General features: G+C 46.4%; 11 protein-coding genes. 5 read left to right on the forward strand and 6 right to left on the reverse strand.

All coding sequences use genetic code 11. The features are described from left to right. Positions 1-17: 17 nt before the first annotated feature. Positions 18-1016 carry a gluconate operon transcriptional repressor GntR gene (gene gntR / locus ACQ31U_RS12710; RefSeq protein WP_431052638.1) on the forward strand — a complete coding sequence of 333 codons (999 nt, stop codon included), beginning with the start codon at positions 18-20 and terminating at the stop codon, positions 1014-1016. Between the two features lie 74 nt (positions 1017-1090). Here the strand turns inward: gntR and metF are convergent, their stop codons facing one another. The 4 genes from metF to ompA (ACQ31U_RS12730) all read right to left on the reverse strand — a co-directional run bounded on the left by metF (position 1091) and on the right by ompA (ACQ31U_RS12730) (position 5753). Further along, complete coding sequence (gene metF / locus ACQ31U_RS12715) at positions 1091-1972, reverse strand: methylenetetrahydrofolate reductase (protein ID WP_431052640.1); 882 nt, start codon at positions 1970-1972, stop codon at positions 1091-1093. 124 nt (positions 1973-2096) lie between these two features. Beyond that, on the reverse strand, positions 2097-3104 hold the full coding sequence (locus ACQ31U_RS12720) for an AI-2E family transporter (RefSeq protein WP_431054349.1): 1008 nt from the start codon (positions 3102-3104) through the stop codon (positions 2097-2099). A 194-nt stretch (positions 3105-3298) separates the two neighbouring features. Further along, complete coding sequence (gene ompA, locus ACQ31U_RS12725) at positions 3299-4342, reverse strand: porin OmpA (RefSeq protein ID WP_431052642.1); 1044 nt, start codon at positions 4340-4342, stop codon at positions 3299-3301. A 364-nt stretch (positions 4343-4706) separates the two neighbouring features. Continuing rightward, positions 4707-5753: a porin OmpA gene (ompA, locus tag ACQ31U_RS12730; protein WP_431052644.1), complete on the reverse strand. Its 1047-nt coding sequence runs from the start codon at positions 5751-5753 to the stop codon at positions 4707-4709. A gap of 369 nt (positions 5754-6122) precedes the next feature. On the opposite strand from ompA (ACQ31U_RS12730), the gene ydiJ reads away from it, so the two are divergent. Genes ydiJ through hemH form a run of 3 tightly spaced genes read left to right on the forward strand, consistent with a single transcriptional unit; the run spans position 6123 to position 10602 of the window. After that, a complete protein-coding gene (ydiJ, locus tag ACQ31U_RS12735; RefSeq protein WP_431052646.1) occupies positions 6123-9188 on the forward strand; it encodes a D-2-hydroxyglutarate dehydrogenase YdiJ in 3066 nt (1021 codons plus the stop codon). Positions 9189-9199: 11 nt separating this feature from the next. Then, positions 9200-9628, forward strand: coding sequence for a hotdog fold thioesterase (locus ACQ31U_RS12740; RefSeq protein ID WP_431052648.1), 429 nt, complete (start codon positions 9200-9202; stop codon positions 9626-9628). An 11-nt stretch (positions 9629-9639) separates the two neighbouring features. Further along, entirely contained in the window at positions 9640-10602 is a 963-nt protein-coding gene (gene hemH, locus ACQ31U_RS12745; protein WP_431054350.1) for a ferrochelatase, read from the forward strand. A gap of 45 nt (positions 10603-10647) precedes the next feature. On the opposite strand, the gene hldE is transcribed toward hemH, so the two are convergent. Beyond that, positions 10648-12075, reverse strand: a complete 1428-nt coding sequence (gene hldE, locus ACQ31U_RS12750) for a bifunctional D-glycero-beta-D-manno-heptose-7-phosphate kinase/D-glycero-beta-D-manno-heptose 1-phosphate adenylyltransferase HldE (protein ID WP_431052650.1) — start codon at positions 12073-12075, stop codon at positions 10648-10650. A 121-nt stretch (positions 12076-12196) separates the two neighbouring features. On the opposite strand from hldE, the gene lpxL reads away from it, so the two are divergent. Then, the gene (lpxL, locus tag ACQ31U_RS12755) at positions 12197-13132 is read left to right on the forward strand and encodes an LpxL/LpxP family Kdo(2)-lipid IV(A) lauroyl/palmitoleoyl acyltransferase (protein ID WP_431052652.1); all 936 of its coding nucleotides are present in this window, start codon (positions 12197-12199) and stop codon (positions 13130-13132) included. Positions 13133-13180: 48 nt separating this feature from the next. Here the strand turns inward: lpxL and ACQ31U_RS12760 are convergent, their stop codons facing one another. After that, positions 13181-13813 carry an MBL fold metallo-hydrolase gene (locus tag ACQ31U_RS12760; RefSeq protein ID WP_431052654.1) on the reverse strand — a complete coding sequence of 211 codons (633 nt, stop codon included), beginning with the start codon at positions 13811-13813 and terminating at the stop codon, positions 13181-13183. Between the last annotated feature and the right edge of the window lie 4 nt (positions 13814-13817).

Genomic DNA, 13817 nt, shown 5'->3' on the forward strand with positions numbered 1-13817 from the left:
CAAAGTGCGGTCAACCCATGCAAAAGAAACGCCCTGTGCTGCAAGACATTGCCAATCATCTCGGCATTACCAAAATGACGGTCAGCCGTTATTTGCGCAATCCGCAAACAGTTGCGCCGGCGACGCGCGAGAAAATTGCGGCGGCAATTGAACAGTTTGGCTATATTCCCAACGTTGCCTCGCGCATTATGTCCAGCGCCAAAAGTTATGCCATCGGCGTGCTGGTTCCCTCGCTCACCAATCAGGTGTTTGCCGATGTGATCAAAGGAATTGAATCGGTGACCGAATTGTCGGGCTACCAAACCATGTTGGCGCACTTCGGTTATTCGCCGGAAATCGAAGAACAGCGGATTAAATCGCTGCTTTCGTACAATGTCGATGCCTTGATTTTGTCCGAAAACGTGCATAGCAAGCAGTCGCTAAAAATGTTGCAGGTTGCCAATATTCCGGTGATTGAGATGATGGATTTACAGCACAGCAAGCCGGTGGCGCAAGCAGTCGGTTTTGATAATCGTGCGGCGGCACGGCAAATGACGGAAGCGATGATTGCGCGCGGGCGTAAAAACATTGTCTATTTTGCCGCGCGCATGGACAACCGCACTTTTCAAAAAATCGAAGGCTATGAAGCGGCGATGAAAGCGCACGGTTTACAGCCGTATAAATTGATCACCGAACAACCGTCATCATTCAGCCTCGGCGCGCAACAACTACGCCAAATTTTGGCACAACGCCCCGACAGCGACGGCATTTTTTGCACCAATGACGATTTGGCAATCGGTGCGGTGTTTGAATGCCAGCGCCAAGGCATTGCCATTCCGCAGCAAATCGCCATTGCCGGCTTTCACGGGCATAATGTCGGGCAATCAATGACCCCGCAACTGGCAACGGTGATCACACCTCGTTTTGAAATCGGTAAAATCGCCGCGCAAGAAGTGATCGACCGTTTAAATTCTATTCCGCCGGCAAGAGAAATTATTGATACCGGATTTAAAATCCATTTTGGCGAAAGTTTGTAACACTTGGAACCTTATTGTTCAAACAGCTATTGCGCTCCGTATGTACCAATCATTATTTTCATCGTTAGCCAGCTTTATGCCGGTCGCACCCCTAACGTGTGGCAAATCGCATAAGTCAACTCAGAACGATTTAGGGTATAAAAATGGAAATCTTTCACCCCTTCTTTCGATAAGATTTTCACCATATCCATCGCAATGCTGGCAGCAACCAGATTACGGCTAGTCTGATCGTTTTCCAACCCTTCATACATTTTGGTCATCCAACTGGGAATTTTCACGTTGGTGATGGTCGCCATTTTTTGCAGTTGTTTGAAATTGGACACCGGCAAAATCCCCGGCACGATTTCCACATCAATGCCAATCGTAGCGCAACGGTCACGAAAGCGCAGATAGCTGTCGATATCAAAGAAAAATTGGGTAATCGCCCGGCTCGCTCCGGCATCAATTTTACGCTTAAGATGTAGCAGATCCGCTTGCGCCGATTTTGCTTCCGGATGAACTTCCGGATAAGCGGCAACAGAAATATCAAAGTCCGCAACGCCGCGCAACAACTCGACCAAATCAGAAGCGTAAAACGGTTTCTTGGCATACCCTTTGGGTTCATCACCGCGCAGTGCCACAATATGGCGAATACCGCTATCCCAATAATCTTGGGCAATCACTTTTAATTCGTCCGCCGTCGCATCAATCCCCGTCAAGTGCGGTGCCGCTTCTAAACCGGTTTGTTGCTTAATCGCCTTTACGATACTATGGGTGCGTTCACGCTCCCCTGAGTTAGCACCGTAAGTAACCGATACAAATTTTGGTTTTAACACTTTCAACCGATCGATCGATTCCCACAGCAGCGTTTCTATTTTTTCATTTTTCGGTGGGAAAAATTCAAACGAAACATTCAACTTCCCGTTCAAATCCGCCACACTTTGATTCAGGGCATCAATCTCTCTTGCGTAACTCATACTGACCTCGTCTTAATTTGGATGTTTAGACGTCTAAATTAATCAGTATTGCCGTTATAGTCAAACTTGTTATTTTCACATTTATCATGAATAAAATTCATAATAAGAAAGATGAATGATTTTGCTATTCCTCACCGTTACCCAATAAATACGCCAGTTTTTCAGTAACCGGGCTGGCCTCTAAAGCAATTTTACTCGCCATCGTTAGGGGAACCGAAAGAAACATTCCCACCGTTCCCAACAGCCAGCCCCAAAAAATTAATGAGATAAAGACAACCAAGGTCGATAACCCGAGATGTTTCCCCATAATCCTCGGTTCGATAAGGTTACCGAATATGGTGTTCACCGCAAAATAAGCAATAATTACCGCAATGCCTTCGCCAATGCCGTTTAAGAGAAATGCTTGGATAATGACGGGAATCGCGGCAATAATCGAACCGATGTTAGGAATATAATTCATTAAAAATGCAACGCTTGCCCACAACACTGCATACTGGATATCCAATAATTTCAATACAATAAAAATAGATACCCCGGTTAAAATACTGATAAGTGTTTTAATCGACAAATAACGGATAACGCTGTCAATTACCCGGTAAATCTCGCTTTTCAGTTGGATTTGTTCACCCTTGGCTTGGGTGTTCGCCAAATACGTCAATTTACGTTTTGCCAGCGGAATCTCCAACAACATAAACACCACAATCAAAAACAGAACGAAAATATTACTCAACATACCGGATAATTGACCGAGAATATTGCTCATAAAATTCATTAAGGTATTCGGATTCAGATTTTCAACGATACGTTGTTTTGGCAAAAACAGCGGAATATTATATTTCTCGCCAAGTGCGGTTAGCCAACCGATTTTCTCCGTCAATAACTCTTTATATTGCGGCATTGACGCCGTAAACTCATTGACGGAAGCGCCGACCAACGTACCGAACACACTAAAAATCATAAAAATAAAACAAAGTAATAATGTAATTGCCAGCCATTGCGGCACTTTGTAGTGCATCATTTTGCCTACCAATGGCGAACAAATAATACTGATAAAAAGTGCCAACAATAAAGGGGCAATAATATCCGCCGCCGCTTTGACACCTGCCAAAATAATAATAACGGCTGCACTCATGACGACCAATGCAAACAAAGGGTTTTGATTATCTTCCGGCTGTAATAAATTTTTGTTGGGTTTCATTATTCTGTCCTCAATCTCCGATTCTTCGTCATTGTAACTGATTTTGCGTGCTGGCTATTATTTTTCTACAATCAGAAATGAAAAAACCCGGACTAAGCCGGGTTTTGAACTGTTTATCCGAATGCTAATTACATAGAAACAGATTTAGCACCTTGTACCGCAACTTCTACGCGACGATCCGGAGCCAAACAAGCGATCAACGCTTTACGGCCGCTGACTGCGTCACAGTTAGAACCGGTCACAGGATTTGCTTTACCGTAACCGACGGCGGTTACGTTCGCTTGATCAACGCCTTTAGAAACCAAGTAGTTCGCTACAGTTTCAGCACGTTTTTCAGACAATTTTTGGTTGTAAGCGTCAGAACCGATACGGTCTGTGTAACCCGCTACATTGTAGTTAGGGTTCGCTAAACCTGATTGCGCAACATCCGCAGTCATACCATCTAATGCTTGCTCTGCACCGGATTTCAGGTTTGATTTGTTGAAATCAAATAATACATCCGAGCTGAATGCGAATTTTTTAGTGATGATTTCAGGAGCAGCGGCAACGCCTTGACCGAAACGGTAGCTTAAACCCGCAGTGACAGAACCGATATCCGGACGGTAGTCTGCACGTGAACCATCATCATTTTTCAATTTACCTACGTTGTTTAACCATTGATATTCAACACGCAACGCTAAAGAAGGCAGGATTGCATATTCCAGACCACCGGCAAATACCGCGGAAGTTTTTAAGCTATGCTCACGACCTAAATCAGCAGCAGCTCCGTAAGTTTTATAATCAGAACGCACTAATGCCGCACCAACACGGGCATAGACATCTAAATCAGCCAATACCGGATAGCTTGCTTTTAAGCTTAAATGAGCACCGTGATTGGTATGTTTCAGAGCAAGCTCGTTATTTTCTTTAAATTTAGCACGACCAAAATCATCGTAGCCTAATTCGACCGCGAAGTTGTCAGTGATTTGATAACCACCAAACACACCGTAAGTAACAGAGTTGCGATTGAAACCGCGATTAGCAGCTTCTTTATTCCATTGGCTCAAACCGTCATGGAAAGAAGCCCAACCCGCTTTAGCGCCGGCATAGAACGTGTTCGCTTGTGGTGCTGCTTGTGCTACAGATGCTAATGCCAAACCAGAGATGACTAATGCAATTGCAGTTTTTTTCATTTTGATGATCCTCTATTTTCATCTTATTAATATAGATAGCCTAGCATAAAATGGAAGGCTGCCATCACTTCAATTCGAGTGTACTTCATGGTCCAATCTATATTGAGATTTTTTGATTTGTACCGACATTGGTCAAATCATCCTATACTCATTATGATAAATAATTGACCGATTAGGTCATTTGAGTATTGTTAAATTATCCTAGCGCTTACACAAAAAATCAAGTATTGATGTCAAAATATGCTTATTTTTTGTGCGCACACTATACTTGTTTACATATTTTCAATTACAAACGGATGATTTTTATACAAAAAAGCCCGGCATAGCCGAGCTTGATATGGATAATGTAATCAATTTAAATGAATTACATTTCGACAGATTTAGCACCTTGTACCGCAACTTCTACGCGACGATCCGGAGCCAAACAAGCGATCAACGCTTTACGGCCGCTGACTGCATCACAATTAGAACCGGTCACAGGATTTGCTTTACCGTAACCGACAGCGGTTACGTTCGCTTGATCAACGCCTTTAGAAACCAAGTAGTTCGCTACAGTTTCAGCACGTTTTTCAGACAATTTTTGGTTGTAAGCGTCAGAACCGATACGGTCTGTATAACCCGCTACATTGTAGTTAGGGCTTGCTAAACCTGATTGCGCAACATCCGCAGTCATATCATCTAATGCTTGCTCTGCACCGGATTTCAGGTTTGATTTGTTGAAATCAAATAACACATCTGAGCTGAATGCGAATTTTTTGATGATGATTTCAGGCGCTGCGGCAACGCCTTGACCGAAACGGTAGCTTAAACCCGCAGTGACAGAACCGATATCCGGACGGTAGTCATTGCTTAAAGAGTTAGATTTTTTACCCACATTGTTCAGCCATTGGTATTCTACGCGCAATGCCAAAGATGGGATAATCGCGTACTCTAAACCACCGGCGAATACTGCTGAAGTACGTAAATCATGACCACGACGACCTGGGAAAGTGATAGTATCACCGTAAGTTTTGTAGTCAGAACGCACTAATGCTGTACCTACACGTGCATACACATCCAAGTCAGCCAATACCGGGTAGCTCGCTTTTAATGTTAAGTGTGTACCATGTGCAGTGTGCTTAGCAGTCGTGTCACCTTTGTATTTCAATTTAGCACGACCAAAATCGTCATAACCCAGTTCAACCGCCAGGTAATCATTGATTTGGTAACCACCGAACACACCGTAAGTAACGAAGTTACGTTGATATCCAGTATTGCGGCCATCCAATTTTTCGAATTGAGTCAAACCATCATGGAAAGAAGCCCAACCCGCTTTAGCACCGGTATAAAACGTGTTCGCTTGCGGTGCCGCTTGCGCTACGGAAGCGACTGCGAAACCCGCGATAGCTAATGCAATTGCAGTTTTTTTCATTTTAAATTCCTCTTCATTTAGTTGAGTTTTGACCGATTGATATATTAGTTAAAGTAATCGGCAAATCCGAACAGTCAAATCATATCTTGACTGTTGCCATACTCAAATAGTCTCTGAGTATGTGTCTATTATTATAGCCAATTGCGTTAAAATCAACCAAATTAGCATAATAAAAGCCATTTTAGTTCAATTTTTAATCAAACCCATCGAAAAACAAACAATTATTGCGTTAAAATCATGGCATATACGGCAAAATGATTAATAAATTTTTCTGTTTTTTGCGCTATTTTTGCCCTTTTCTAAAACGTAACTATGCTAGACTATAATATAATTTACAGCCACTAAAAAAATTCCGGATTATTTTTTATCATGTTACCCCGTTTAGACTCACTCCCTCAATTAAACCCGACCGCACTTGACTATTTAAATGCGCTCAAACAACAACATTTTGAAGGCGATATTGAATCCTCTTATGCCGCACGCCTGAGTTTGGCAACGGATAACAGTGTCTATCAGCAATTGCCGCAGGCAATTCTGTTTCCGAAAAACATCGCGGATGTGGTGCGTTTAACCAAATTGGCGCAACGTGAAGCCTTTCTCTCGCTTACCTTCACCCCACGCGGCGGCGGCACTGGCACCAACGGGCAGGCATTAAACAACAATATCATTGTCGATCTATCACGCCATATGAATCAAATTTTGGAAATCAATGCGGAAGAACGCTGGGTGCGGGTGCAAGCCGGGGTGGTCAAAGATCAACTGAATGATTCTCTCAAACCGTTCGGGCTGTTTTTCTCGCCGGAGCTTTCCACCAGCAACCGCGCCACTCTCGGCGGCATGATTAGCACCGACGCGTCCGGGCAAGGTTCGCTGCAATACGGCAAAACCTCCGATCATGTGCTCGGCTTAAAATCCGTGCTGATTAACGGTGAAATTCTGCAAACCGACAGCCTCGACAGCGCCGATCTGGAACAAGGCAAAGTGCGGTTATCACCAACCGCATTGCATTTACATCAACAGGTTTACCAGCGCTGCAAACAAAACCGCAGCACGATTTTATCCGAATTGCCGCAGCTCAACCGTTTTCTGACCGGCTACGATCTGAAAAATGTATTTAATGCCGATTTAAGCCGTTTTAATTTAACGCGTATTCTCACCGGTTCGGAGGGCTCGCTTGCTTTTATTTGTGAGGCAACGCTGAATTTGTTGCCGATTCCCAAATACCGCACTTTGATTAATATTAAGTATAATTCGTTCGATGCGGCACTACGCAATGCGCCGCTGATGTTGCAAGCCAATGCGTTGTCGGTGGAAACCGTCGATTCGAAAGTGTTAAATCTCGCCAAGCAAGACATCGTTTGGCATTCGGTCAGCGATTTGCTGACGGAAGACCAAGCCAATCCGATTTTAGGTTTAAATCTGGTCGAGTTTGCCGGTCAGCAACAGCGGGCATTAGAACAGCGTGTGACCGCACTTTGCAAGCTGTTGGACGAACGTATCGCCAAACAACAAGACGGTATTATCGGCTATCAAATTTGTCATGATCTGCCGTCCATTTTGAAAATTTATGCGATGCGCAAAAAATCGGTCGGTTTGCTCGGCAACGCCAAAGGTGCGGCAAAACCGATTCCGTTTGTGGAAGACACCTGCGTGCCCCCTGAACATTTGGCGGATTATATTGCTGAATTCCGCACGTTGCTTGATCAACACGGTTTAGACTACGGTATGTTCGGACACGTTGATGCCGGTGTGTTGCACGTTCGTCCGGCATTGGATCTGTGCGATATAGAGCAAGTCAAGCTGTTCAAAACCATTTCCGATCAAGTGGTGGAACTGACCGCCAAATACGGCGGTTTAATTTGGGGCGAACACGGCAAAGGCATGCGCTCCGCTTACGGCGAACGTTTTTTCGGCGCCACCCTGTGGCAGGAACTGCGCTATATCAAGCAACTGTTTGATCCGCAAAACCGCCTCAATCCGGGCAAAATTTGTACGCCGTTGGAAACCGAGGCGGCACTGTATCCGATCACCTCGCCAATGCGTGCCGATTTTGACCGCCAAATTCCGGTGACATTGCGCGAAGACTACGCCGGTGCGATGAATTGTAACGGCAACGGCTTATGTTTTAATTTTGATGTACACAGCACCATGTGCCCTTCGATGAAAGTCAGCGCAGACCGCACTTTTTCCCCGAAAGGGCGCGCGGCATTGGTGCGGGAATGGCTGCGTTTGCTGAGCGAACAACACGTAACACCGGAACAGCTCGATTTCCGCCAAAATCAAGCAATCAAGCTGAGCGATTTAGTGGCAAAAGTGCGTAACAGTTGGCGCAAACAGCGCGGCGAATACGATTTTTCCCATGAAGTCAAAACTGCAATGGACACCTGTTTAGCTTGCAAAGCCTGTGCCAGCCAATGCCCGATTAAAATTGACGTACCGAGCTTTCGCGCACAATTCAACCATTTCTATCACAGCCGTTATTTGCGCCCATTGAAAGATTATGTGGTTTCCAATGTGGAATATGTCGCGCCGTTAATGGCAAAAGTCCCACGTTTTTTTAACTTTTTCAGCCAAGCGAAAATCAGCGGCTATCTGGCGGAAAAAACCCTCGGCATGGTCGATTTGCCGAGTTTGAGCAATCCGACCTTGCAACAACAATTAATCGAAATCGGCTATCAAGGCGGTTCGTTGGAACAGCTGGAAACCTTGTCGGCGGAAGCGAAAAGCAAGATGTTGTTGATTGTGCAAGATCCGTTCACCTCCTATTATGACGCCAAAGTGGTCGCCGATTTCGTTGTTTTAAGCCAAAAGTTGGGCTTCAAACCGCTTGTGTTACCGTTCAAACCGAACGGCAAAGCGCAACATATCAAAGGTTTTTTAACCCGTTTCGCTAAAACCGCGCGCCATCAAGCGGCATTTTTAAGCCGCTTGGCAAAATTGGAGATTCCGCTGGTCGGGGTTGATCCGGCAATTGTGCTGTCCTATCGCGAAGAGTATCCGCAAGTGCTGGGGCAAAAACTGGATTTTCAGGTGCTGACGGCGCACGAGTGGCTGTTGCAGCAAGTCGCTACGCCGGAATGGCAAAGTGCGGTTGCGCCAAACGAAAACCGCACTTGGTATCTGTTCCCACACTGCACCGAAGCCACCGCGCTGCCGAACAGCCCGAAACAGTGGCAAACCATTTTCGCCCGTTTCGGACAAGAACTGGTGAGCGAAACGGTCGGTTGTTGCGGCATGGCGGGCACATTCGGGCATGAAAGCCGGCACGTTGAGATGTCGAAAGCGATTTATCATCTGTCATGGCAACAGAAATTGAAGAAATACGATCCGCAATTCTGCTTGGCAACCGGCTATTCCTGCCGCAGCCAAGTGAAACGCATGGAACAGTGGCAACCGAAACACCCGGTGCAAGCGCTGCTTTCATTATTTAAGTAATAGGAAATAACATGATTTGGAACAAGCCGCTGACATTGCAACAACTTAACCAATTTTGCGACAATAGTGCCATCAGCCATTTGGGGATTCAATTTAGTGCCAAAGGCGATGATTGGCTGGAAGCACAACTGACGGTCGATGAGCGCAGCTGTCAGCCGATGGGCTATCTACACGGCGGCATTTCCGCCACCCTTGCCGAAACCGTCGGCTCACTTGCCGGATTTTGTTGTGTCAGCGATGAACATTTTGTGGTCGGCACCGAAATCAACGCCAGCCATTTGCGTCCGGTTAAAAAAGGCACAACCGTCACCGCGCGCGCCACCCCGGCCCGTTTAGGCAAAAGCACGCAAGTGTGGTTGATTAATCTGTATGACGAACAATTACAGCTCTGTTGCACGGCGCGCTTGACCTTAGCCGTGGTGAATAAACAAGGAAAATAATGAAGCAAAAAATAACGAATAAGAAAATCGGTGTTCTGCTAGTCAATCTCGGCACACCTAGCGCCCCCACCACCGGTGCGGTCAAGCGCTACCTGAAACAATTTCTGTCTGACCCGCGCGTGATCGATCTGCCGCGTTTACAGTGGTCGTTTATCTTGAATTGCTTGATTTTGCCGAAACGCTCACCGCGTGTCGCTAAGTTATACCAAAGTATTTGGACGGAACAAGGCTCGCCGCTGTTGGCAATCGGGCAACGCCAAGTGGCGAAACTGCAACAGCATTTTGCCGCACAAAATACCGAGATCGCAATTGAGCCGGCGATGACCTACGGCGAGCCGTCAATGCAAAGTGCGGTTGACAAACTGATTGCCCGGCAAGTGGCAAAAATTATCGTGTTGCCGCTTTATCCGCAATACAGTTCCACCACCACCGCCAGCGTGTTTGATGCCTTTGCCCACGCGCTGAAAGCACACCGCTTTATACCGCAAATCGAATTTATCCAGCATTATCACGATCACCCGAAATACATCAGCGCCCTTGCCGACAGTATTCGCCCGACCTTGCAAGCCGATGAAGTGCTGCTGTTTTCCTTTCACGGCATTCCGCAACGCTATCAAGACGAAGGCGATTATTACGCCGAGCATTGCCGCCAAACCGCACTTTTGGTGGCGCAAGCATTAGGTTTAAACGAAAACCAATGGCAACTGAGCTTTCAATCGCGTTTCGGCAAAGAGCCGTGGCTACAGCCTTACACCGATGAAACCGTGCAGCAACTGGCACAAGCACAAAAAAATGTTGCCGTGGTCTGCCCCGGTTTTGCGGTGGATTGCTTAGAAACCCTCGAAGAAATCGCCGAGGAAAACCGCGAGCTTTTTTTAGAAAACGGCGGCAAATCCTACCGTTATATTCCGGCATTGAATGATTCTGACCAACATATTGAATTGTTGGCGGAATTGATTAATGCCAAAAAATAAGGTGGGGTTTCCCCCACCGATTGAATGTCTTTGAGCGGTGAATCCTTAGCCCAGTTGCCGAATTTTTTCCACTACACTGCTGGTTGAGTAGCCATTTTCAAAATTCAGCACCCGCACTTCGCCGCCGTTTGCCCAGACTTCTTGGCTACCGGCGATCTCTTCCGCTTTATAATCCCCGCCTTTCACCAGTAAATCCGGCAATATTTCGCCGATTAAACGCTGCGGCGTATCTTCGCGAAATTCCACCACCCAATCGACGGCAGACAAACCGGCAAGCACCGCCATTCTCGCCTCAAGCGGATTAATCGGACGGCTTTCGCCTTTTAAGCGTTTCACCGACTCATCGGAATTCACCGCGACAATCAAGCGATCCCCCAGTTTACGTGCATTTTCCAAATAAGACACATGCCCCGGATGCAGGATATCAAAGCAACCGTTGGTCATCACGATTTTCTCGCCGCGCGCTTTGGCACTGGCAACCACCTCTTTCAAACGCGCTTCGTGCATAATCCCGAAGCCGATTTCATCACGGTGATGAATCGCATTTTCCAGCTCGACGGGGCTGACTGTGGACGTGCCTAATTTCCCGACCACAATACCTGCCGCAACATTGGCAAGATAACACGCCTCTTCCATACTGCGCCCGTCGGCAATCGCGGTCGCCAACACGCTGATTACCGTGTCGCCGGCACCGGTCACATCAAATACTTCCTTGGCTTCGGTGGGTAAATGATAAGGTTCGGCATTCGGACGTAATAAAGTCATGCCTTTTTCCGAACGGGTCACCAATAACGCCGCCAAGTCGTAATCGGCAATCAACTTCAACCCTTTTTCCACAATACTCTGATCGTCGGCGCAATGCCCCGCCACCGCTTCAAATTCCGATAAATTCGGCGTCAGCAAGGTTGCGCCGCGGTAACGCTCGAAATCCGTGCCTTTCGGATCAATCAACACCGGCACCTTTGCCGCGCGCGCAATTTGGATCATTTGTTGTACATCATTTAATGTGCCCTTGCCGTAGTCCGATAGAACCAATGCGCCGTAATCAGCAACCGTACTTTGCAATTTCCGCACTAAAACCGCACTTTGCACATCATGAAAGTTTTCCTCAAAATCGAGACGTAACAGCTGCTGATGACGGGATAAAATCCGCAATTTAGTAATGGTCGGATGGGTGTCCAACGCGGCGAAATCGCAATCAATCCCTTGTCGACGCAACATTTTTTCCAATGCCGCACCGGCTTCATCTTGTCCGATAAAGCCCAATAAGTTCACCGGCACATTTAAACCGGCGATATTCATCGCCACGTTCGCCGCACCGCCGGCACGTTCTTCATTATTTTGTACCCGCACCACCGGCACCGGCGCTTCCGGCGAAATGCGATTGGTTGCGCCAAACCAGTAGCGATCCAGCATTACATCGCCCAGTACCAACACATTAGCCCGTTTGAATTGCGTTGAATATTGTGTCATAACCTACTCCTGAGAAAATTTTCCTGATTCTATCATAAAAATGTTTATTTATTTGTTTTTCCGTTAAACTATAGCGGCGATAACTCGCATGGCAATGAGATTAAAACGCAGGAAAGGTTGAATGGCACAAGAGCAGCTCCCACAGTTTAAACGCGAATTTTTACACCCTAAATATTGGTTCTTTTGGATCGGTTTGGGCCTTTTTCGTCTGATCTTATTACTGCCTTATCCGCTATTATTGCAGATCGGCACCTCGCTCGGCTGGTTATTTTCTAAATTAGGCGTTGGAAAAAAGCGCGCGGCAATTGCCCGCCGCAATCTGGAACTCTGCTTTCCGCAAAAAACCGTACAAGAGCGCGAAGCGATTTTAGAACAAAACTTACGTTCGGTCGGCATGGGGATTATCGAAACCGGCATGGCATGGTTTTGGCCGGACAAGCGAATAAAAAAGTGGTGTTCAATCAGCGGCATTGAGCATTTAACCCGGGATAACAAGCATGGCGTTATTTTAGTCGGTATCCACTTTCTGACTTTAGAACTGGGCGCGCGGGTGATTGGCTTATCTCACCCCGGTGTCGGGGTTTATCGCCCTAACGATAATCCGGCTTTTGACTGGCTGCAATACCACGGGCGGCTGCGCTCAAATAAAGCCCTTCTGGATCGTAAGGATCTGCGCGGCATGATTCGTGCATTAAAACAAGGCGATACGATTTGGTATGCGCCGGATCATGATTACGGACGCAAAAATGCGGTATTCGTTCCCTTTTTTGCGGTAGCGGACGCCGCCACGACCACCGGTTCCTACTACTTACTGAAATCTTCGCCGCAAGCCAAAATCGTCCCTTTTGCCCCGCTGAGAAAACGTGACGGTTCGGGCTATCATGTCTCGATTTCCGAACCTTTTGTTTTCCCTGCCGTTCCGGATAAAACCGAAATTGCGGTTTTAATGAATAAATTGGTGGAAAAAGAGATTTTGAAAGGGGTTGAGCAATATATGTGGTTACACCGCCGTTTTAAAACCCGCCCGAATGAAGATGATCCGTCATTGTATTCATAACAAAAAATAAAACTCGCACTTGGCGAGTTTTATTTTTTGGAAACGAATTTAGCGGGTTAAAAACGGATTACTCTGTTTTTCCAAACCGATTTTGGTTGCCGGACCATGCCCGGCGACAATGATCATCTCGTCATTTAATGGAAATAATTTTTCTTGGATTGAGGTCAATAACTGTTGATGATCACCGCGCGGAAAATCGGTACGCCCGATACTGTTGTTAAACAACACATCGCCGGTAAATCCAATATTCTTCTGATGTTCGATAAAACCGATATGCCCCGGGGTGTGCCCCGGCAAATGCAGCACTTCAAATTGCAGATCGCCGACCGTCACAATCTGCCCGGCTTGATTTAACCAGTGATCGGGATAAAACACATCGACTTCGAATAAACCGAAACGGCGTGATTGCTCAGGCAAAGAATCAAATAAAAAGGTATCGTCAAAGTGCGGTCCGACAATTTCAACTTGAAAATGTTGCTTTAATTTTGCCGCCGCACCGACATGATCCAAATGCCCGTGGGTCAACAGAATTTTTTGCAGCCGAAGCGCGTTTTCTTCGATAAAACGAATCAACTTATCGGCTTCGCCACCCGGATCGATAATCGCGGCATTTTTCTGTTCGTCCCAAATAATCGAACAGTTTTGCTGAAAGGCTGTAACGGGAATAATTTCGACGTTCATGCGA

It is taken from the genome of Testudinibacter sp. TW-1, assembly GCF_050613185.1.
Lineage (GTDB): Bacteria > Pseudomonadota > Gammaproteobacteria > Enterobacterales > Pasteurellaceae > Chelonobacter.